At 65.5% G+C, this 21,663-nt stretch carries 18 protein-coding genes; 12 read left to right on the forward strand and 6 right to left on the reverse strand.

Going from position 1 to position 21,663, the window contains the following annotated elements:
* Nucleotides 1-12: 12 nt before the first annotated feature.
* Together BEK68_RS19490 and BEK68_RS19495 are read left to right on the forward strand one after the other, a co-directional pair.
* Nucleotides 13-960, forward strand: a complete 948-nt coding sequence (locus BEK68_RS19490; RefSeq protein ID WP_012430225.1) for a LysR family transcriptional regulator — start codon at nt 13-15, stop codon at nt 958-960.
* Nucleotides 961-1,050: 90 nt separating this feature from the next.
* Nucleotides 1,051-2,631 carry an MDR family MFS transporter gene (locus BEK68_RS19495; RefSeq protein WP_012430226.1) on the forward strand — a complete coding sequence of 527 codons (1,581 nt, stop codon included), beginning with the start codon at nt 1,051-1,053 and terminating at the stop codon, nt 2,629-2,631.
* 11 nt (nt 2,632-2,642) lie between these two features.
* On the opposite strand, the gene BEK68_RS19500 is transcribed toward BEK68_RS19495, so the two are convergent.
* Entirely contained in the window at nt 2,643-3,539 is an 897-nt protein-coding gene (locus BEK68_RS19500) for an oxygenase MpaB family protein (protein WP_012430227.1), read from the reverse strand.
* Nucleotides 3,540-3,723: 184 nt separating this feature from the next.
* Here BEK68_RS19500 and BEK68_RS19505 point away from each other — a divergent pair, with 184 nt between their 5' ends.
* Nucleotides 3,724-4,653, forward strand: a complete 930-nt coding sequence (locus BEK68_RS19505) for a hypothetical protein (protein WP_012430228.1) — start codon at nt 3,724-3,726, stop codon at nt 4,651-4,653.
* Between the two features lie 4 nt (nt 4,654-4,657).
* On the opposite strand, the gene BEK68_RS19510 is transcribed toward BEK68_RS19505, so the two are convergent.
* The 4 genes from BEK68_RS19510 to BEK68_RS19525 form a co-directional block, all read right to left on the reverse strand.
* A complete protein-coding gene (locus BEK68_RS19510; RefSeq protein WP_012430229.1) occupies nt 4,658-5,089 on the reverse strand; it encodes a PGDYG domain-containing protein in 432 nt (143 codons plus the stop codon).
* 260 nt (nt 5,090-5,349) lie between these two features.
* Nucleotides 5,350-6,381, reverse strand: a complete 1,032-nt coding sequence (locus BEK68_RS19515; RefSeq protein WP_004627546.1) for a cytochrome d ubiquinol oxidase subunit II — start codon at nt 6,379-6,381, stop codon at nt 5,350-5,352.
* Complete coding sequence (locus BEK68_RS19520; protein WP_012430230.1) at nt 6,378-7,751, reverse strand: cytochrome ubiquinol oxidase subunit I; 1,374 nt, start codon at nt 7,749-7,751, stop codon at nt 6,378-6,380. The genes BEK68_RS19515 and BEK68_RS19520 overlap by 4 nt, the downstream gene beginning before the upstream one ends.
* Before the next feature lie 15 nt (nt 7,752-7,766).
* The gene (locus BEK68_RS19525) at nt 7,767-8,327 is read right to left on the reverse strand and encodes a GbsR/MarR family transcriptional regulator (protein WP_009240564.1); all 561 of its coding nucleotides are present in this window, start codon (nt 8,325-8,327) and stop codon (nt 7,767-7,769) included.
* A gap of 208 nt (nt 8,328-8,535) precedes the next feature.
* Between BEK68_RS19525 and BEK68_RS19530 the strand changes: the two genes are divergently transcribed.
* The 9 genes from BEK68_RS19530 to BEK68_RS19570 all read left to right on the forward strand — a co-directional run bounded on the left by BEK68_RS19530 (nt 8,536) and on the right by BEK68_RS19570 (nt 20,295).
* A complete protein-coding gene (locus BEK68_RS19530; RefSeq protein ID WP_012430231.1) occupies nt 8,536-8,790 on the forward strand; it encodes a GlsB/YeaQ/YmgE family stress response membrane protein in 255 nt (84 codons plus the stop codon).
* A 161-nt stretch (nt 8,791-8,951) separates the two neighbouring features.
* Nucleotides 8,952-9,245, forward strand: coding sequence for a hypothetical protein (locus BEK68_RS19535; RefSeq protein WP_012430232.1), 294 nt, complete (start codon nt 8,952-8,954; stop codon nt 9,243-9,245).
* A gap of 384 nt (nt 9,246-9,629) precedes the next feature.
* Complete coding sequence (locus BEK68_RS19540; RefSeq protein ID WP_012430233.1) at nt 9,630-10,952, forward strand: MFS transporter; 1,323 nt, start codon at nt 9,630-9,632, stop codon at nt 10,950-10,952.
* Between the two features lie 14 nt (nt 10,953-10,966).
* Nucleotides 10,967-13,522 (forward strand): nitrite reductase large subunit NirB, encoded by a 2,556-nt coding sequence (nirB, locus tag BEK68_RS19545; protein WP_012430234.1) that lies wholly within the window; start codon nt 10,967-10,969, stop codon nt 13,520-13,522.
* A 26-nt stretch (nt 13,523-13,548) separates the two neighbouring features.
* Complete coding sequence (gene nirD / locus BEK68_RS19550) at nt 13,549-13,887, forward strand: nitrite reductase small subunit NirD (RefSeq protein WP_012430235.1); 339 nt, start codon at nt 13,549-13,551, stop codon at nt 13,885-13,887.
* Between the two features lie 39 nt (nt 13,888-13,926).
* Nucleotides 13,927-15,159, forward strand: coding sequence for an NAD(P)/FAD-dependent oxidoreductase (locus BEK68_RS19555; protein WP_012430236.1), 1,233 nt, complete (start codon nt 13,927-13,929; stop codon nt 15,157-15,159).
* 293 nt (nt 15,160-15,452) lie between these two features.
* Nucleotides 15,453-18,206 carry a nitrate reductase gene (locus BEK68_RS19560; RefSeq protein WP_024542589.1) on the forward strand — a complete coding sequence of 918 codons (2,754 nt, stop codon included), beginning with the start codon at nt 15,453-15,455 and terminating at the stop codon, nt 18,204-18,206.
* A gap of 110 nt (nt 18,207-18,316) precedes the next feature.
* Nucleotides 18,317-18,931, forward strand: coding sequence for a DUF2239 family protein (locus tag BEK68_RS19565; RefSeq protein ID WP_012430238.1), 615 nt, complete (start codon nt 18,317-18,319; stop codon nt 18,929-18,931).
* Entirely contained in the window at nt 18,928-20,295 is a 1,368-nt protein-coding gene (locus tag BEK68_RS19570; RefSeq protein WP_012430239.1) for an MATE family efflux transporter, read from the forward strand. The genes BEK68_RS19565 and BEK68_RS19570 overlap by 4 nt, the downstream gene beginning before the upstream one ends.
* 56 nt (nt 20,296-20,351) lie before the next feature.
* Here BEK68_RS19570 and BEK68_RS19575 read toward each other — a convergent pair whose 3' ends face one another.
* The gene (locus BEK68_RS19575; protein WP_012430240.1) at nt 20,352-21,614 is read right to left on the reverse strand and encodes an MFS transporter; all 1,263 of its coding nucleotides are present in this window, start codon (nt 21,612-21,614) and stop codon (nt 20,352-20,354) included.
* Nucleotides 21,615-21,663 lie beyond the last annotated feature (49 nt).

Below are 21,663 nucleotides of genomic sequence, written 5' to 3' on the forward strand. Positions count from 1 at the left end.
TGGAGAACCGCCATGGAAGACCTGAACGACCTCGTCCTGTTTGCCAGCGTGGTGACGCACGGCAGTTTTTCCGGCGCCGCCAGGGCGCTGGGGATTCCGAAATCGCGCGTGAGCCGCCGCGTGGCGGATCTGGAAACACGTCTGGGGGTGCGGCTCCTGCAGCGCTCAACGCGTGCCGTGCATGTCACGGACGTGGGCTCGGCGTTCTTTACGCATTGCGAATCGATGACCCAGGCCGCCCGCGCTGCCTTCGAGGTGGCCGAGCACGCCGGCGAAAAACCTTCCGGCCGCCTGCGCGTGAGCTGTCCGGTGGGCGTGGCGCATGTGTTCATCGCGCCCGTGCTGTCGAAATTCCTGCGCGCGCAGCCCGATGTGCGCCTTGAGCTGGACGTGACAAACCGCCGTGTCGACGTGATCGGCGACGGCTACGACGTGGCGCTGCGCGTGCGCTCGACGCTGGACGATTCCAACCTCGTCGTGCGCAGCTTTGGCGTGAGCGACCAGGTGCTGGTGGCCAGCCCGTCGTTTGTCGCCGAGCATGGGCCCTTCGAGACGCCGGAGTCGATGCGCGGCGTGATGGGCGTGGGCGTCGACGGCGCGGCCGGTGAGCGGACGCGCTGGCGCCTGACCGCTCCCGAAGGCGGTGCGGTCGATATCGAATACACCCCCGCGCTGGTGACGGACGACCTGTATCTGATGGGGCAGACGGCGCTGGCCGGCATTGGCGTTGCGCAACTGCCGTTCAACCTCTGCGCGGAGCCGGTTCGTGATGGCCGGCTTGTCGTGCTGTTGCCGGAATACCGCTTGCCGGTGCACCAGTTTCACGCGGTGTTTCCGTCACGCCGGGGCTTGGTGCCGGCGGTGCGTGTGTTTATCGAATTCCTGGCAGAAGAGTTGCCCGGCATGACGGCAAATGTCAGTCGCTGCTATGAGGACATCGTTCGGCAGCCCGATCGTTGACTCTGCAACGATTGCGAATCGGCAGTATCATCAACGGCTTCGCTTCTCCCATTGGCGCGGATGCCTTGAGCGGCATGCGCGCACGTTCCCATGTCCTCCCGCCCGAGCATTGAACCGCCCAAGCCAGACACGCCTACTGCGCCCATCGCGTCGGCATCCAGCCCGCTGGATGCGCTACCCGTGCCTGAAATTCCGGTGATGGCAGTGATGGGCGGGCTGATGCTCGCCATCTTGCTGGGCGCGCTGGAGCAAACCATCGTTGCGGTGGCCTTGCCCGTGATCGCGGGCGAATTCAACGGCTTTGCGCTGATGGCCTGGTTGGTGTCGGCGTATCTGGTGGCGTCCACGGTGGTGACGCCCATCTACGGCAAATTGAGTGACCTCTACGGCCGCCGCGCCATGCTGACGACGGCCATCGTGCTGTTCGTGCTGGCGTCGGTGGCGTGTGCGGTGGCGACCAGCATGCCGATGCTGTTGTTTGCACGCGTGCTGCAGGGGCTGGGCGGCGGCGGTCTGATCTCGGTATCGCAGGCCACGATCGCCGATGTGGTGCCGCTGCGCGAGCGTGGCCGCTACCAGGGCTACGTGAGCGGCATGTGGGCCATGGCCAGCCTCGCCGGACCGGTGATCGGTGGCTATCTGACGCATTACCTCTCGTGGCGCTGGATTTTCTGGATCAACCTGCCCCTGGGCATCGTCGCGCTGTTCGTCGTGCGCCGCACGCTTCGGCATCTGCCGGTGGCGCATCAGCGCCGCCCCATCGACGTGCCCGGCGTGGTGCTGTTTGCCGGAGGCCTGACAGCGCTGTTGCTGATGATCACCCGCGTGGGGCAGGGCACGCCGCTCACGCAGCCCGAAAACCTTGGCCTGCTGGCGGCGGCGGTGGTGCTGCTGGGCGCGTTTGTCTGGCAAGAGAACCGCGCCGTCGAGCCGATCATTCCGCTGTCGATGTTCCGGGTCCGTACCGTCACGATCTGCTGCCTGGCGCTGTTCCTGTGCTTCTTCCAGCTGATCGCCACGTCGGTGCTGATGCCCCTGCGCTTCCAGATGGTGGCGGGTGCCAGCCCCGATGCCGCCGCGCTGCGCCTCGTGCCGCTCACGCTGTCGATTCCGCTTGGCGCCTTCATTGCCGGCAAATGGATGACGCACAGCGGTCGCTACAAGCCCCTGATGCTGGGTGGCGCATGCGTGGTGCCGTTTGCCGTGGCATCGCTGGGTCTGCTGGACCCGCACAGCGTGTTGGCGCTGACCCTGGCGATGATCGTGCTTGGCCTGTCGATTGGCGTGCAGTTCCCGACCGGCCTGGTGGCCACGCAAAATGCGGTGTCGCCGCAGACGGTGGGTCTGGCCACGGCACTGACCGCCTTCTCGCGCCTGCTGGGTGGCGCGGTGGGTGTGGCGGTGCTGACGTCCGTGCTGATTGCGCTGCTGCGTCAGGCTGCGCCCGAAGCGCAGGTAGCGGCCGGTGGCGACGTGCTGATGGACCTTTTCCATGCCGCGCTTGCCAGCAGCGGTGCCGATGCCCAGGCCCTGCAGCGCGCAGGCGAGAGCGCGTTCCGGCATCTGTTCTTCTTTGCCGCTGCGGTGTCGGTTATTTCGCCGCTGTTGGTCATGCGGCTGGAAGAGAAGGCGCTGCGCGGCAAGGTGTCGCTTGCCGAGGCTGTCGAGTAAGGCTGGCCGCGCTAGCTTGTGGCAGGCGTCAGCGCCCGCCGTCGAGCGCGGCGCGCCACGCTGCCCTCGTAGAGTGCCCAACGCAGCGTCGGCGCCACGGTGCGCATGGCCGCCGACGCAAACGCCGCCTGCAGCGGCGGCCGCTTGAGATCAAGCATTTGTATTGCCCACGGCGGCAGCAACTGGATGCCCGCATCCAGGAAGAGGCGGACCGCCGGGCGCAACCCCGGGCGCGGCGCCTGCCACGTCATCAAGACTTCCACCACCGTGCGCGTACGATCGCTGGCCACCAGCTCGGCGCGCATCGCATGCAGATAGGTCTGGACCGCCGCCCGCGATTTCGGCACGTCCTGCGCGCCGAGCATTTCGGCCACCAGCGCGGTCTCTTCAAAGTAACGATCCTGCTGCGCGCCGCTCAGGCTGGCATCCGCGTAGCGCAGATAGCCCGCCAGGAAGCTCGACATCTCGGCCACGTGTACCCAGGTGAGCAGGTCGGGGTCGTTGGCCGAGTACGGCCGGCCATCGGGCGCGATGCCTTGCACGCGGTCGTGGATGGTCTTTACGCGGTCGATGAGCGCCAGCGCATCGTGTCGGCTGCCATACGTGGTGCCGGCCACAAACTGTGCGGTCCGGCCCAGGCGTCCTTGCAGGTCTTCGCGAAAGTTCGAGTGGTCCCACACGCCGGCTAGCGCGCGCGGGTGCAGCGCTTGCAACAACAGCGCGCTGATCCCGCCGGCCATCATCGCCGGAAAATCGGCATGGACCTTCCAGCAGACCGCGTCGGGGCCGAACAGGCCCGGGTCGCCCGGCGGCGAGGCAATGTCGAGGGTGAGGCTGCCGGTGGCGCGCGTCAGGCCGCGGACCTGGTTGGCGATGCGTTCGCGAATGGCGACGAGTGGCGAGGGCATGGTGCCGAAAGTGCTGGGAAGCACGAGGCGAAGAAGTATTTATTCTACCGACCCGCACCGGAGCACCCGGTGCCCGCCGTGATGACAGAACGCCGCATGGCCGATGTGCGTGTGCAGGACCATTTGTTGCGACGGCATGTTTATCCGCCCCTCCTAGAATGGAGAACAGTCCCACGAGAACGCGATGCCTATGACCCCCCACCGACATACCGCCTGGTTGGACTGGCTTGTCCTGAGTGCGCTGCTGGTCGGCTTATGCCTGAGCCTCCCCGGGCGCGCGGCAGACAACGCGCAAGGTTTGCGCGACAAATACCAGAGCGTGGCGCCACAGTTGGCCGATAACGTGTTCCATCGCCCGCTGGTACTGGAATCCACCGAAGCCCCCGACCGGCTCAAGAGCGACATCTATAGCGTGCTCGACTACCCGTTTGCCACCGTCAAGGGCGCGTTGGGCGACCCGGAGCACGGTGCTGCCAACTGGTGCGACGTGCTCATCCTGCATCTGAATATCAAGTACTGCCACGCCACGCACGGCGCAGACAGCAGCGTGCTCAACGTGAACCTCGGCCGCAAGGTAGAAGACTCGCTTTCCGCCAGCTATCGCCTTGAGTTTGGTTATCACCCTGTTGTCAGCAGTGCGGATTACTTTCGCGTTGAACTCAGCGCGGCTTCCGGCCCGCTCAGCACCCGCGACTACCACATCATGCTGGAGGCCATTCCCGCGCCGGGCACTGGCAACCACACGTTTCTGCACCTGACCTACGCTTATGGTTACGGCGCGGCCGGTCGACTGGCGATGCGCACGTACCTTGCAACCGTGGGCAGCGGCAAGGTCGGGTTCACCAAGACGGCGGAATCGTCGCCGGGTGCGGAGCCCGAATTCGTGGGCGGCGTGCGCGGCCTGCTTGAGCGCAACACGATGCGCTACTACCTCGCCATCGATGCGTATCTGAAGTCGCTGTCTGCGCCGCCGGACAAGCGTTTGCAGCAGCGGCTGAACACGTGGTTCAACGCCACCGAGCAGTACGCACGCCAGTTGCACGAAGTGGAGCGGCAGGACTACCTGCAGATGAAGCACCACGAAGTCGAGCGCCAGCAGCAGGCGGCGCAGTAGCGCTTCAGGCCGGGCGGTAGACCTTGGCGAAGCGCTGCGCCTGCACGACGCCGTAGTCGCCGGGGGCGTACTGGAGCACCCAGTCGCCGGGGTGGCCATGCAGTACGTCACCGGCTTCGGACCGCGCCAACGAGAACGCTTCACGCATCTGCTTGGCCAGCACCACGCTGGGGCGGTTGCGGTAAGCGCCAGCCTGACCATGCGCGAACGATGCATCGGCGGGAACGTACTTCGCATCGAAACGCTCGCGCGAAACGACCCAGCGGTCGCCGGTTGAGCCGGTGATCAGTGCATCTCCAGGGGCGTAGCGGTTCGGGCCTTCCAGGCTCATCAGCTCGCCGGCTTGGGCGGCAAAGTCGACGTGGACGGTCTCGTCTTTCACAAAAGGGCGGGCGGCGGGGTCCGTGCGCAGGTCGACGTGTTGCAGGGTAGGCATGAGGTGACGCAGAAGGCAATGAAGGCGAGGTCGGGCGAAAGGTCGTAAGCGTAGCGCAAATGGTCGCCTATCGGCAGACGATGATCTACCGCTTCGGTCGTCTGTACGCTGGCAACTGCGAGCCATGTTTGAAAAGACTTGCACGCGCTCGCAGGCGGAAGCCGTGGGCGCGATGTTGTGGGTGCTGCCGCAGCGCCGGCCGCAAGGCTAGTCGAGCGTCAAGACAGCACCGGGCGGAAGTATCTGCGCTCGTAGCTGACTCAGTAGTACCGCAACTCCGTCGCCTTGCCGTGGAACACCTTGTACGAGTAGATCGTGTAGCCGACGATGGTCGGCAGCACTATGGCCACGCCCACCAGCATGAACTCGAGCGATTCCGGCGCGCTGGCCGCTTGCCAGATGTCGAGCCGGTCCACCACGAGATACGGGAAGAGGCTGTAGGCCAGGCCGTTGAAGGCCAGCAGAAAGATGGCGCCGGTGCCGACGAACGGCGCCCAGACGAGGTGTTCATCGCCCTTCGCAATCTGCTGCGGCAGGCGGCGCAGTACCCAGTCGATCAGCAGGAACAGCACGATTGTCACCAGCGGCACGGGCGCCAGCAGGATGATGTTCGGCAGCGCAAACCATTTGTCGAATACGCGAGTGCTGACCCACGGCGTCGCCAGCGACACGGCGGCCACGCCCAACGCGGTAAACCAGAGGCTGCCGCGTGCCCACAGCACCGCGCGCAGCTGCAGCGCGCCTTCCGTCTTCATGATGAGCCACGTGGCGCCCAGCAGCAGGTAGCCGGCAATCAGGCCGCCTGCCGTGCAGATCGCAAAGATGACGTTGGCCGCGTCGTACTGGAAGCCGGTGATGTACAGCCCGAGCATCAGGCCCTGCGCTGCGGTGGCAATGACAGAGCCGGCATAGAACGCGCGATTCCACCACGGCTTGTGGTGCGCGCGTGCCTTGACGCGAAAGTCGAATGCCACGCCACGCAGGATGAGCCCGAACAGCATCAGCGCCACCGGCAGATACAGCGCGCCCAGGATCTCGCCATGCGCGGCCGGAAACGCCACCAGCAACAGCCCGACCCCGAGCACGAGCCAGGTTTCGTTGGCGTCCCAGAACGGGCCGATGGAGGCGATCATGGTGTCCTTCTCGGCGTCGTCGGCGCGGCGCAGCAGGATGCCGACGCCCAGGTCGTAGCCGTCCAGGACGACGTAGGCCAGCACGGCGATCCCCATCAGGGCCATGAAGACCACCGGCAGCCAGCCGGCGGGTTGGGTGAGGTCAGGAATGGTGCTCATGCGTGGCTCGCGACGGGCGCGGAAAGTTCAGAGGTGTGCTTGCCGGGGATGTCGGCATCGGTCGGGTCGATGGCGCCGCCGGCCTTGCGGGCCAGATAGAACACCACGCCAATGTAGGAGGCGATGAGGAACGCGTACAGCGCGAGATACATCGCCAGCGTGCTGCCGATCATCCGCGCGGGCACGGATGAGGCGGCCTGCGCGGTGGTCAGCACGCCGTAGACAAGCCACGGTTGCCGGCCGATCTCGGTCACGTACCAGCCGGCCACCACCGCCACCCAGCCGGAGAACGTCATGGCGACGAGGGTGCGCGCCAGCCAGCGCGGCAGTTCACCATTGCGGCGAAGGCGCCAGGCGCTGGTCCACGACACCGCCAGCATCAGCAAGCCAACGCCCACCATCAGGCGGAAGGCGAAGAACACGGGCAGCACGGGCGGATGCTGATCGAACTGATCGAGCCCCCGCACTTCGCCGTCGAGCGAGTGCGTGAGATACAGCGATGCCACCTTCGGCACCGCGATCTCGTGGCGATTGCTGCGCGTTGCTGCATCGGGAATGCCGAACAGCACGGCCGGCACACCGCGTTCGGTTTGCCAGATGCCTTCGATCGCGGCCAGCTTGGCAGGCTGATGCTCCAGCGTATTCAGGCCGTGCGCATCTCCGGCGGCAATCTGCAACGGGATGAGCATGGCGGCAAGCACCACGCCGGTCTTGTGCGCCGCACGCACGTCGCCACCGCGGTCGTTGCGCAGCCAGCGGTAAGCGGACAACCCCGCCAGCAGGAACGACACCGTCAGCCCCGAAGCCAGCAGCATGTGCGTGAACCGGTAGGGAAACGACGGGTTGAAGATGATCGCCAGCCAGCTTTGCGGATGCGCGCGGCCGTCGATCATCACGTAGCCGGCGGGTGTCTGCATCCACGAATTGAGCGCGATGATCCAGAACACTGAGATGGTCGTGCCCAACGCGACAAGGAATGTCGCGAATGTGTGGATGCGCGGGCTCACACGGCCCGTGCCGAACAGCATGATCCCGAGAAAGCTGGCTTCCAGAAAGAACGCGGTCAGCACTTCATACGCCAGCAGCGGCCCGGCGATATTGCCGACGGTATTCATATAGCCAGGCCAGTTCGTGCCGAACTGAAAGCTCATCGTCACGCCGGATACCACGCCCAGCGCGAACGTCAATGCGAAGACCTTCACCCAAAGGCGATAGGCGGCCATCCAGGCCTCGTCACCGGTCTTGCGATAGCGCAGCTTGAAGAACAGAAGCACCCACGCCAGCGCAATGCTGATGGTGGGAAAGAGGATGTGGAAGGTGATGTTGGCGCCAAACTGGATGCGCGCCAGGACAACGGGATCGAGTGACATGGGCTTTCTCGGGGGCTACTTGGACTTGCCGCCAACGACAACGGCAAGCTTGTTCTTCATTTCCAGCAACTTATGCACCTTGGCGCCCATCTTCATGAGTTGCTGCAGCGATTCGGCGTCGAGCTTCTGCACGTCGTCAAACCAGTTGGTCATGAGCGTGATGAGCTCGTACATCTGTTTCATGCGCGCTTGCGCGTGGCGGTCATCCGGATCCGTGGGGGATTCGAGCATCACGTCGCGCAGCAGCGAAAGCGTGGGGTCGATCTCCCGCTTGCGGCGTTCTTCCGCCAGCGTGCGGAAGATGGTCCAGATGTCGTCAGGGGCCGAAAAGTATTCGCGCCGGTCGCCCGGTTTGTGCGACAGCCGCACCAGCTTCCACGACTCCAGCTCCTTGAGCCCGATGCTCACGTTCGAGCGGGAGAAGCCCAGCGACTCGGCGATCTCGTCCGCGTTGATCGGCTCGCGCGCAGCATAGAGCAGCGCGTAGATCTGCCCGACGGTGCGGTTGATGCCCCAGCGGCTGCCCATCTCGCCGAAATGCAGGACGAAGCGCTGTTTCAAGGGAGAGAGTTGCATTGTTTTGATCTTTCTCAATTTTCAGGAATTTCTGAAATTTTAGGCGTCCTGCCCTGCAGTGCAATGTGGCGCGCTGTCGCGGGATGCTCAGATTGAGCCCGACGCAATTGCAAAAACCCCGTCGAACGCACATCGCGATTGTGCTGTCTTCGCCTACTATGCCTATGCGGTAACGTCCCTCAAAACGCACATTCTCTGGAGCGCAAACATGGCCTCACATGGTTTGATTGCCTGGTTGATCATTGGCGCGGTGGCGGGCTGGCTGGCCGGCATCCTGGTCAAGGGCGGCGGTTTCGGCATCTTCGTCGACATCGTGGTCGGCATCGTCGGTGCGTTCATCAGCGGATGGCTGGCGGGGGTGCTCGGCATCTCGCTGGGCGGCGGGTGGATCGGCTCGATCATCACGGCGGTGATCGGCGCGGTGATCCTGCTGTTCATCATCCGGCTAATCAAGCGCGCATAGCGCGAGCCGGCACCGGCGCCAAGAACGGCGGTGGATGCGCATGTCATCCAACCGCCGGATTTCAACATGCACCGCATCACCTAGACTGGTTGAACCAAGGGCAGCCGCGCCGCGCCACAAGCGCCGGCGGGGCCGGTACACGCTAACCCGGCGAGGCCACCATGTCTGACCAGCTCACCACCGCACCGCAAGAACTCTACGAAGGGTTCGAAATTCACGTTGTTCCAAGCCCGACACGGGCAAACTCCTTGCGCTACACCTACACCGGCTACGTGTGCCACCCCGGCGCCGATCCACAGTTGCCCGGTCATGTCGTGCCCTTTCACGCAGATGGCGACGATACCTTCCGCAGCCCCGAAGAGGCCATGGAGGAAGCCGTACACGTGGCGCGCAGCATTGTCGACGGCACGCATCCGGATCTCTCGGTGCTGTCGATCGTGACGCACGGCTACTGACGCCGAAACCTGATCCGGCAGCTTCCCTTCCTATCGGTCATGCACGAGATGCGCCGGTCGCCCTTGGCGGCGGCCGACGCATTTGCTGTGCCGCACCATCCCGAATCGTGTCTGCACCGAAAGCGTGCGGTGCGGTGCCCGTGTGTGAGGCACGCGCCCTGGCCGGTGTCTGGCCAATTTCCTGTAAACCGCGATAGGACAAGGCTTTGTGAGCCTGGCATACCTGTTGCGTAGCACCATTGCGCGAATCAAAGGCGATCCGTGCTCTTCGTGGTGAAGGCCCTGGTGCTCAGGGCTACTTGGACAACGGCGTCCCAGACCCTGGCTAGTGCAGCCGGGCTCTCGGACGCCTTTCTTTTTTTTGGCCCCTGATTGGGATTCAACATGACCGGCAAAGCCACCCGAATCGACCTGTTCAGCCTGCGTACGCCGCAGATGCGCGCCTTCCATCTGACGTGGCTCGCGTTCTTCGTGTGTTTCTACGCGTGGTTCGCCTGCGCGCCGCTCATGCCGGTGCTCAAGGGCGAGTTCCACCTCACGCCGGGGCAGATCGCCAACATCAACATCGCGGCGGTGGCGGTGACGATCCTGGTGCGGCTGATCGTCGGCCCGCTGTGCGACCGCTTCGGCCCGCGCAAGACCTATACCGGTTTGCTGCTGCTGGGGGCCATCCCCGTGCTGGGCGTGGCACTTGCGCAAAGCTACGAGACCTTCCTGTTCTTCCGCCTGGCGATCGGCGCGATTGGCGCGAGCTTCGTCATCACGCAGTACCACACGTCGGTCATGTTCGCGCCAAACGTGGTGGGCACCGCCAACGCGGCGGCGGCCGGCTGGGGCAACGCAGGCGGCGGTGTGGCGCAAGGCACGATGCCGCTGCTGCTGACCGCCATCGTGATGATGGGCGTGACGCAGAGCATGGGCTGGCGCCTGGCCATGGTGGTGCCGGGCGTGGCGATGCTGCTCGTCGCGGCGCTGTACTGGCGCTATACGCAGGACTGCCCGGAAGGCAACTTCAGCGCACTGCGCGCCGCCGGCAAGACCATCGAAGGCGGCAAGAAGGGCGGCTGGGGCAGCTTTGTGGCCGCCGCCGGCAACTACCGGGTGTGGCTGCTGTTCATTACCTACGGCGCGTGCTTTGGCGTGGAGATCTTCATCCATAACATCGCCGCCACCTACTACGTCGATCACTTCGGCCTGTCGCTCTCGGCTGCCGGCATGGCCGCGGCCAGCTTCGGCCTGCTGGCGCTGTTTGCCCGCGCGCTGGGCGGCATCGTGTCGGACCGCGTGGCCGCCAAGCGTGGCCTGGATGCGCGCACCCAACTGCTGTGCGTGCTGATGATGGGCGAGGGCCTGGGCCTGTTCGGCTTTGCCCATGCAGGCAGCGTGCCGGTGGCCATTCTTGCGATGCTGGGCTTCGGCCTGTTCACGCATATGGCATGCGGTGCCACGTATGCGCTGGTGCCGTTCATTGACCGCCGTGCGCTCGGCGGTGTGGCCGGCATCATCGGTGCGGGCGGCAACGCCGGCGCGGTGGCGGCGGGCTTCCTGCTCAAGGGCATGGCCGATACGCAGGCCACGCTGTCCATCCTCGGCGTGCTGGTGGCGCTGTCAGCTATCTGCGCCATTGCCGTGCGTTTCTCGGCAGAACACAAGGCACGCGAACAAGCGCTGTACGACAACACGCTGGCCGCCGCCGGCAACGCCTGAAAGAGGACATCACCATGACCATGAAGATCGTCGTCATTGGCCACGGAATGGTGGGCCACAAGTTTCTGGAAAGCCTGCTGCATGCTCCGGGCCATCACCTCCAGGTGACGGTGCTGTGCGAAGAGCCGCGCCCCGCCTACGACCGCGTGCACCTGTCGGAATTCTTCACGGGCAAGACGGCGGAAGAGCTCTCGCTCGTGGCGCCGGGCTTCTTTGACCGCGACGACGTGGTGCTCAAGCTCAACGCCCGCGCCACGGCCATCGACATCACCGCCAAAACGGTGACGGCCTCGACCGGCGAGGTGCTGCCGTACGACAAGCTTGTCCTCGCTTCGGGCTCGTCGCCGTTCGTGCCGCCCGTACCGGGCCGCGACCGCAAGGACTGCTTCGTCTATCGCACCATCGAAGACCTCGAAGCGATGGCCGAATGCGGCCAGCGCGCCAAGACCGGCGTCGTGATCGGCGGCGGGCTGCTGGGGCTGGAATGCGCCAAGGCGCTGCGCGACATGAACCTGCAAACGCATGTGGTCGAGTTTGCCGGTCGCCTGATGGCGATGCAGGTGGATGACGGCGGCGGCCGCATGCTGCGCCGGAAGATCGAAGACCTCGGCGTGACCGTCCACACGCAGAAGAACACGTCGGAGATCGTTGATGGCGAAACCGCGACGCACCGCCTGAACTTTGCCGACGGCACGCACCTGGAAGCGGACATGGTCGTCTTCTCGGCCGGCATCCGCCCGCGCGACGAACTGGCGCGCGCTTGCGGGCTGGAAGTGGGCGAGCGCGGCGGCATCGTGATCGACTCCGAATGCCGTACCTCGGCGCCGGACGTCTACGCGATTGGCGAATGCGCGCTGTGGGGCGGCAAAATCTACGGCCTGGTTGCGCCCGGCTACGAGATGGCGCGCATCACCGCCAAGCAGATCCTGGCCGCCGACGATGCGTCGGAGTTCAGCGGCGCCGACATGAGCACCAAGCTCAAGCTGATGGGCGTGGATGTCGCCAGCCTGGGCGATGCGCAGGGCGTGACGCCGGGCAGCCGCAGCGTGCAGTTCACCGACGAGCGCAAGCAGATCTACAAGAAGCTGGTGGTGTCGGAAGACGGCAAGTACCTGCTGGGCGGCGTGCTGGTGGGCGATGCGGCGGAATACGGCACGCTGCTGCAGATGATGCTCAACCGCATCGAGCTGCCCGAGGCGCCGGAATTCCTGATCCTGCCGCAGGCCGATGGCAATGCGCGCCCCGCATTGGGCGTGGATGCGCTGCCCGATAGCGCGCAGATCTGTTCGTGCAACGACGTATCGAAAGGCGCGCTGTGCCAGGCGGTGTGCGCCGGCGCCACCACCGTGGGCGCGCTCAAGGATGCCACCAAGGCCGGCACCTCGTGTGGCGGATGTGTGCCGCTCATGACGCAGGTGATGAAAGCCGAGATGAAGAAGCAAGGCCTGGCCGTCAACAACCACATCTGCGAGCACTTTCCGTATTCGCGTCAGGAGCTGTATCACCTGGTGCGCGTGGGCCGCATCCAGTCGTTCGAGGCGCTGCTGGAAGCGCATGGCAGCGGCATGGGCTGCGACATTTGCAAGCCCGCCGTCGCGAGCATCCTTGCTTCGTGCTGGAACGACTTCGTCCTCAAGAAAGAGCACGCCAGCCTGCAGGATTCCAACGACTACTTTCTCGCCAACATCCAGAAGGACGGGACGTACTCCGTGGTGCCGCGCATGCCCGGCGGCGAGGTGACGGCAGACGGCCTGATCGCCGTGGGCCAGGTCGCCAAGAAATACGACCTGTACACCAAGATCACGGGCGGCCAGCGTGTCGATCTGTTCGGGGCGCGGCTGGAGCAGTTGCCGCTGATCTGGGAAGAGCTGATCGCGGCCGGCTTCGAGTCGGGTCACGCGTACGGCAAATCGCTGCGCACGGTGAAGTCGTGCGTGGGCTCGACGTGGTGCCGCTATGGCGTGGGCGATTCAGTGGGTTTTGCGATTGCGCTGGAGAACCGCTACAAGGGCCTGCGCTCGCCGCACAAGATCAAGTTTGGCGTCTCCGGCTGCACGCGGGAATGCGCCGAAGCGCAGGGCAAGGACGTCGGCATCATCGCCACCGAGAAAGGCTGGAACCTGTATGTGTGCGGCAACGGCGGCATGAAACCCCGCCATGCCGAACTGCTGGCGGCCGACCTCGATCAGGAAACGCTCATCAAGTATGTCGACCGCTTCCTGATGTTCTACGTGCGCACGGCCGACCGCCTGCAACGCACCAGCACATGGCGCGACAACCTCGAAGGCGGTCTCGACTATCTGAAGGATGTGGTGATCAACGACAAGCTGGGCATCGTGGCCGAACTCGAAGCCGAGATGCAGCACGTGGTCGATACCTACCAGGACGAATGGAAGACGGCCGTGACGAACCCTGACGTGCGCAAGCGCTTCCGCCACTTCGTCAACAGCGAAGCCAAGGATGCGAATGTCGTCTTCGTCGAGGAGCGTGGCCAGATCCGCCCTGCCACGGTCGAGGAGCGTGCCAAGACGCGGCCCGTGCGCATTCCTGTTGTTGCTGAGGCCGCTTGAGCCTGATAGAGGAAGAGGAGGACGCCATGCAAGCATCCCGTTGGACCCCGATCTGTGCCCTGGACGACATCGTTCCCAACACCGGCGTCTGCGCGCTGGTGGAAGGTGACCAGGTTGCGGTGTTCCGTGTCGGCGGCAACACGACGCAAGGCGTGTACGCCATCGGCAACTACGATCCGAACTCCGACGCCGCCGTGCTCTCGCGCGGCTTGGTCGGCAACCTGGGTGAGCGCATCGTCGTCGCATCGCCGATCTACAAGCAGCATTTCGATCTGACCACGGGCGAGTGCCTGGAAGCGCCGGCCAACTCCGTGCACGCCTACGCGACCAAGGTGGAAGACGGCAAGGTGTGGGTAGCGGCATGAGCCGATTCCAATGACCGACAACCTTCAGGAGAGGGCAGCATGAACGCCAAGACCGTACGCCCCAAGCTGGTCGTGATCGGCAATGGCATGGCCGGCATGCGCACGGTCGAAGAATTGCTCAAGCTCGCGCCGGACCTGTACGACATCACCGTGTTTGGCGAAGAGCCGCACGGCAACTACAACCGCATCCTGCTCTCGCCTGTGCTGGCCGGCGAAAAGCAGGTTGACGACATCATGCTCAACACGCGCGAGTGGTACGACCAGAACCACATCACGCTGCACGCCGGCGACCCGGTCGTCGCCATCGACCGCCCCCGCCGCACGCTGCGCTCGCGAGACGGCGTGGAGATGCGCTATGACCGCCTGCTGATCGCCACCGGCTCGCGTCCGTTCATCCTGCCGGTGCCGGGGCATCTGCTGCCTGGCGTGATCGCCTTCCGCGACATCCAGGACGTGGAGACGATGCTGGAAGCCGCGCGCAATCATCGGCATGCAGTCGTCATCGGCGGTGGGCTGCTGGGGCTCGAAGCCGCCAATGGCCTCATGCGCCAGGGCATGGACGTGACCGTGGTGCACCTGCCCGACAGCCTGATGGAGCGCCAGCTCGACAAGCCGGCCGCCCTTCTGTTGCAGAAGGCGCTGGAGGCCAAGGGCCTGCGCTTCCTGCTGGGCGCCCACACGGCGGAGCTGCTGGGCACCGACCGCGTGAGCGCCGTGCGCTTCAAGGATGGCACCGAGATCCCCGCCGACCTCGTCGTCATGACGGCCGGCGTGCGCCCGAACATCGAGCTTGCCAAGGCGGCCGGCCTGCATTGCGAACGCGCCATCATCGTTGACGACACGCTGCAGACCTACGACCCGCGCATCTACGCCGTGGGCGAATGCGTGCAGCACCGCAGCGCAACGTTCGGCCTCGTTGCACCCATCTGGGACCAGGCCCGCGTGTGTGCCGCACATTTGGCCGGCGCAGGGCACCGCCGCTATGTCCAGCAGGCCACGGCCACCAAGTTGAAGGTCACCGGCGTGGACTTGTATTCGGCAGGCGATTTCATCGGCGGCGACGGCACCGAAGACATCGTGCTCCGCGACCCGCGCCGCGGCGTCTACAAGCGCCTGGTGCTGAAGGAAGACCGTATCGTCGGCGCAGTCCTCTACGGCGATGTAGCCGACGGCCCGTGGTACTTCGACCTGATCCAACGCGAGGTGCCCATCACGTCGATCCGCCAGCGCCTGTTGTTTGGCCGCGCGCTCTGCGAAGCGGAGGCGGCGTAATGAACACCTACAAGACACGAAACCGGCAACACCGCTTGCACGCAGCCGGTTTGGCCGTTCCTGCCCTAGATGGCGCCTTGAATTTCTGTAAGCGGGCGGAAAAAGGAAGGAGGCTTGTCTGAGCGAAGCGAGTTTGCCTCCTTCCCCGCCCGGTTACAAAAATCCAAGGGGAAGTCGCCATCTCGGGCGCGCCTTTCTTTTGCTTACTTTTCTTTGGCAAGACAAAGAAAAGTGAGTCAGCCCCGGCAGGGGATGAAACAAGGGATGTACTCCATACGCACAGCAATACAGAGATGACGATGACGACCATCCCCATTCACCCAGTAACGGACGCCGTGCGCACCACCTGCCCATACTGCGGCGTCGGCTGCGGCGTGCTCGCGACCCCGCAAGCGGATGGCAGTGTCAGCATTCAAGGCGATCCGACGCACCCAGCCAACGCAGGGCGCCTGTGCGTAAAGGGCTCCGCGCTGGGCGAGACCGTGAGCCTGGACGGCCGGTTGCTTTACCCGGCCATGCGCGAGCGCTCGCGTGACGTGGACGCTCCGGAGTTCACCAAGCCGGCGCCATTACAGCGCGTCTCGTGGGACACCGCGCTCGACGCCGTCGCGCAAGGCTTTCGCCGCATCGCCGAAGAGCACGGTCCGGATTCCGTCGCGCTCTACGTTTCCGGCCAGTTGCTGACCGAGGACTACTACGTCGCCAACAAGCTGATGAAGGGCTTCATCGGCACCGCCAACATCGATACGAACTCTCGACTATGCATGTCGTCGGCCGTGGCGGGGCATAAGCGCGCGTTTGGCGAAGACCTCGTGCCCGTCTGCTATGACGATCTGGAAACGGCGGACCTCATCGTGCTGGTGGGCTCGAACACGGCGTGGTGTCACCCGATCCTGTTCCAGCGCATCATGCGCGCCAAGGAAGCGCGGCCCGAGATGAAAGTGGTGGTGGTTGACCCGCGCCACACGGCCACCTGCGAGCTGGCCGATCTGCATCTGCCCATCAAGCCCGGCACCGATGTGTCGCTGTTCAACGGCCTGCTGTCGTTTCTCTCGCGGCGCGGCGTGGTCGACAGGAACTTCGTCACGCTGCACACCAACGGCCCGGACGCCGCGCTGGAAGCTGCCGGCACCGAGAGCGACGACGTCGAAGCCGTCGCCAAGGCCTGCAAGCTCAAGCTCGACGATCTGCTCACCTTCTACAGCTGGTTTGCCGATACCGAGCGCACCATCACCGCCTTCTCGATGGGCGTCAATCAGTCGACGGCGGGCACGGACAAGGTCAACAGCATCATCAACTGCCACTTGCTCACCGGCCGCATCGGCCGCGCGGGCATGGGGCCGTTTTCGATTACCGGACAGCCGAATGCGATGGGTGGCCGCGAAGTGGGCGGTCTGGCCAACATGCTGGCCGCGCATATGGAGCTGAATGATCCGTCGCATCGCGACCTCGTGCAGACGTTCTGGGCGTCGCCGCGCATGGCCGACAAGATGGGCCTCAAGGCGGTCGACCTGTTCAAGGCCATTGAAGACGGGCGCGTCAAGGCCGTGTGGATCATGGGCACCAACCCCGTGGTCAGCCTGCCCGATGCGGACCAGGCGCGCCGCGCCCTGGCCAAGTGCGAACTCGTCGTCGCTTCCGACATCGTTGAAGCCACCGACACCACCGTGCTGGCCGACATCCTGCTGCCCGCGCTCGGCTGGGGCGAGAAAGACGGCACGGTGACGAACTCCGAGCGCCGCATCTCGCGCCAGCGCGCCTTTCTGCAGGCCCCCGGCGAGGCACGTGCGGACTGGGACATCATCGCCGACGTTGCACGCCGCATGGGTTACGACGGCTTTGACTTCAAGAGCCCGCGCGATGTGTTCGACGAGCACGCGCGCCTGTCCGCTTACGCCAACGATGCGAGCGGCGTCCGCCGCGCCTTCCACCTCGGCGGCCTGGCCGGGCTCGACGCCGGGGCATACGACGGCATGTCGCCGGTGCAATGGCCCGTCGCAACGTCGGGCAACGGCGAAGCGCGGCTCTTCAGCGATGGCCGCTTCGCCCACGCCGATGGTCGCGCGCGTTTCGTGCCGACGCCTGCCCGTGCGCCCGCGCATGCGGCAGATGGTGAATATCCGCTCATTCTCAACACCGGCCGCGTGCGCGACCAATGGCACACCATGACGCGCACCGGCCGCGCGCCCAGGCTGGCCGATCACGTGCCCGAACCGTTCGTCGATCTGCACCCGCACGATGCGCTGCTGGCCGGCGTGCGCGAAGGCGGCCTGGCGCGCGTGTCGTCGCGCTGGGGCAGTGTGGTGGCGCGTGTGCGCATGACGGGCGGTATCGCGCGCGGCAGCGTGTTCGTACCGATCCACTGGAACGGCCAGTTTGCTTCCGATGCGCGCGTGGGTGCGGTCGTCAATCCGGTGGTCGACCCGGTGTCCGGCGAGCCGGAGTTCAAGCACACGCCGGTGATGGTCGAGCCGTTTGATGTGGCGTGGCACGGTTTTGTGCTCTCGCGGCGCGCACTGGACACCGACGATGCAACCTGGTGGACGCGGATTCAGGGCAAGCAGTTCCTGCGCTATGAGCTGGCCGGCCGCCAGCACCTTGGCTCCGTACACGATTGGGCGCGCACGCTGCTCGGCGTGACTGACCCGCACGCCGACTGGCTCGAATACGAAGACGCGACCGCGCGTGTCTACCGCGCCGTGCACGTGGTGGACGATCGCATCGAAGCCTGCGTGTTTCTCTCACCGCGCCCGGATCTGCCGTCGCGCAACTGGCTGGCTGGCCTGTTCGCACAAGAGCGCCTGGAAGACCTCGATCGTGCGGGCGTGCTGCTTGGCCAGCCGATCGAAGCCGGCGTCGACGTGGGGCCAACCGTTTGCTCGTGCTTTGGCGTGGGCCGTAACACCATCTGCGATGCCATCCGCACCAAGGGCCTGCAATCCACCGGCGAGATCACGGCCTGCCTGAAGGCGGGCGGCAATTGCGGCTCGTGCGTGCCGGAACTCAAGCGGTTGCTGGTGGAGGCGCGCGTTCAGCAGGCGGCATGACGCTTGCGTCACGTTGCGCGCGACAGTTGCTTTCTGCCCGGGTAATATTGACACTCAATTAAACCCGGGTAGAATTTGTTCCTGTTGAAACTTCAGCAGGAGCGTTTCTCATGGTTGCCGCAGCAATCCACGCGTGCACGGCATTTGCCGGCACCCGGCGCTTGGCCGCTGGGCCCGTCCGCGACGTCGCCCGGGTCGTCAAGATCCACGTCGATGCACACCCTGAATCGCAGGTGCTGGTGTTCGACCACACCACCGCACAGCCGGTGGAATTCGACTTGCGCGGCACGGTAGGAGACGTGCTTGCCCGTCTCGATTCAACCGCGCCGTCTGCCACGCAACCCGCTGAGTCGGAAAGTCGCCCGCGTGGCCCTGGCCGCCCCAAGCTGGGCGTGATTGCCCGCGAGGTCACCTTGCTGCCGCGCCACTGGGATTGGCTGGCCGCGCAGCCGGGCGGGGCGTCGGTCACGCTGCGCAAGCTCGTGGAAGACGCGCGCCGCGCTGCCGAAGGCGCCGACCGCCGCCGCGTTGCGCAGGAGGCGGCGTACCGTTTCATGTCGGCCATGGCGGGCGATGCCGCGGGCTTTGAAGAGGCCACGCGCGCCCTGTTTGCCGCAGATGCCGTCGCGTTCGAATCCCTCACACATTCCTGGCCTGCCGACGTGCGCGACTTTGCGCGCGAGCTGGCGAGCCGGGCCTTCAATCCCCAACAGGAGGCTGCATGACAGCGCCTGCTGCTCGCCCGTTGTGGCGAACATTCATTGCATTCCTCGGCCCGCTGATCCTGGCCAACATCCTGCAATCGTTGTCGGGCACGCTCAACAACGTCTATGTGGGCCACATGCTGGGCGTGAAGGCGCTGGCTGCGGTGTCAGCGTTCTTCCCGATCCTGTTCTTCTTCATCGCCTTCATCATCGGGCTGGGGTCGGGAGCGGCGGTGTTGATCGGGCAGGCGTGGGGCGCCAAGAAGCCCGAGGCGGTCAAGACCGTTGCGGGCACCACGCTCTCCGTGGGTTTCATCGTGGGCCTGGCGGTGGCGCTGCTGGGAGGCCCGTTCGCAAACGCGCTGCTGGGTTGGCTCGGCACGCCGGCCGATATCCTGCAGGACGCCACGCTCTACGCCAGCGTCATGCTCTATGCCATGCCGGGCCTGTTCGTCTACCTGCTTGCCACGGCGATGATGCGCGGCGTGGGCGATACGCGCACGCCGCTGCGCACCCTCGCGCTGTCGACGTCGATCGGGCTGGTGCTGACGCCGACCTTCATTCGCGGCTGGTTCGGCCTGCCGCAACTGGGCGTGGCAAGCGGCGCCGCGGCGACCATCATTTCGTTCACGATCGCGCTGGTGTGGCTCGCATTCTTCCTGCGCCGCCGCAACCATCCGCTCGCGCCCGATGCCGTGCTGGCCCGGCACTTGTGGGTCGATTTTGGTGTGCTCAAGACCGTGCTGAAGATCGGTGTGCCGACGGGCTTGCAGCTTGTGGTCATCTCGATTGCCGAGCTGGCGCTGCTGTCATTCGTCAACGGCTTCGGCTCCGACGCGACGGCCGCCTACGGCGCCGGCACGCAGATCATCAGCTACGTGCAGTTTCCCGCCATGTCGATTGCGATCACGGCGTCCATCCTCGGTGCGCAAGCCATCGGCTCGGGCAATACGGAGCGGCTCGATGCCATCACGCGCACCGGGCTGTGGCTCAACGTTGCGATTACCGGTGTGCTGGTGCTGATGGCGTTGCTGTTTTCGCGCGCGGTCATCGGCTGGTTCACCACCAGCGCAGAAGTGATGAGCCTTGCCCAGAGCCTGCTGCATATCTCGCTGTGGAGTTCGGTCATCTTTGGCATGGCGAGCGTCTTCTCGGGCGTGATGCGCTCAAGCGGCACGGTGATGGCGCCCACGGCCATTTCCATCCTCGCCATCGCGGCGGTGGAAGTGCCGGTGGCCTGGGTGCTGAGCCGGCATATCGGCACCGACGGCATCTGGGCTGCATATCCGGCCGCCTTCCTTGCCATGTTCGTGATGCAGGGGCTGTACTACGCGCTCGTGTGGCGCCGCCGCGCGCAGCGGTTCGGTATCCGCCGCATGGTTTGACGACACCGCCGCTGGCTGCCCAAGGCGCGGCGTGGTGGTCGCGATGCCGATGCGGCTCAGGCAGGTTCAAGCCCGGCCGACGCATCGTCCGCGCGCGGTTGACGCACCAACCGCACTGCGGGCGATTGCACGATGCACAGCAACTGCAGGGCAAAGCCCGCCACCGCCACCACCAGGCACGCCCCCACACCGGCGTGTGCGGCGAGCCACGCCGCCATTGCCGCGCCGACCGGCCGAGCGCCATACGACATCACATTGACTGCGGATACGCGTGCCAGCAGCGCGGGCGGCGTCACCGTCTGCCGCAGCGTTGTTGTGCTCACCACCCAAAGAATCGGCCCGCAACCGAGCAGAAAGAAGCCGGCTTGTGCCAGTGCGGGCCAGGGCTGCCACAGCGTGGCCGCAAGCAGCACACCGCCGGCCAGTCCGCACACGGGGCCCGTCGCCACCACATGGCCGAAGCGCCAGCGCGCGAGAATCCGCGCGGCCAGCAGCGCGCCGACCACCATGCCCGCGCCGTACATGCCGAGCGTCAGCCCGATCGCCTGCGCAGTGAGGTTCAACCGCTGCGCCGCATACGGGACGAAGATGGCCGACACCATGAAGAAGGCCATGGTGAAGACAAACTGCGTGATGAACACCGGCCGCAGCAGCGGATGCTGAAACACGAAGCGCGCGCCTTCGGCAATGTCTCGCAGCGGGTGCGCCGCACGCCGTGCCACGGGCTCCTGAGCGGTCACGCCAGCCAACATTGCCGAAGCCATGGTGGACAACGCCGCCGCCAGCACGAACGCCGCCATCGCGCCTGTCCAGCCGATCAACGCGCCGCCGATGGCCGGCCCGCAGGCAAATGCAACCGTGCGCGCCAACTCGATGCGGCCGTTTGCGCGCGCGAGCATTGCTGCCGGCACGAGCGACGGCACCAGCGCGGGCGCCGCCACGCTGAACACCACCGTGCCGCACACCGCAACGAAGCCCAACACGCCCAGCGCAGCCAGGTTCAGCCGCCCGGCCGCCAACAGGCCCGCTACAACAAACAAGGCCAGCGCGCGCATGGCCTCCGCGTCGGCCATCAATGCGCGCTTGGGCCAACGGTCCGCCAGCATGCCGATGGGAATGGCAAACAGCACGAACGGCAGCGTGAGCGCCACTTGTAGCCAGCTCGCTGTGCTGGCGTCGGCATGCAGGGTGAGCACCGCCACCATTGGCATGGCGGCCAGCGCAATCTGTTCGGCAGACTGCGCGGCCAGGTTGGAATCCGCCAGCCGGTTGAAGCCCGGCGGCAGATGGTCGACAGCAGGGTCATGGGGATCGGACATCGCACACTCCTGAAGAGGTCCGCTTCAGGGTAGGGATGGCGATCTCTGG

Origin of the sequence: Ralstonia pickettii, from assembly GCF_001699815.1 — a bacterium.
GTDB lineage: Bacteria > Pseudomonadota > Gammaproteobacteria > Burkholderiales > Burkholderiaceae > Ralstonia > Ralstonia thomasii.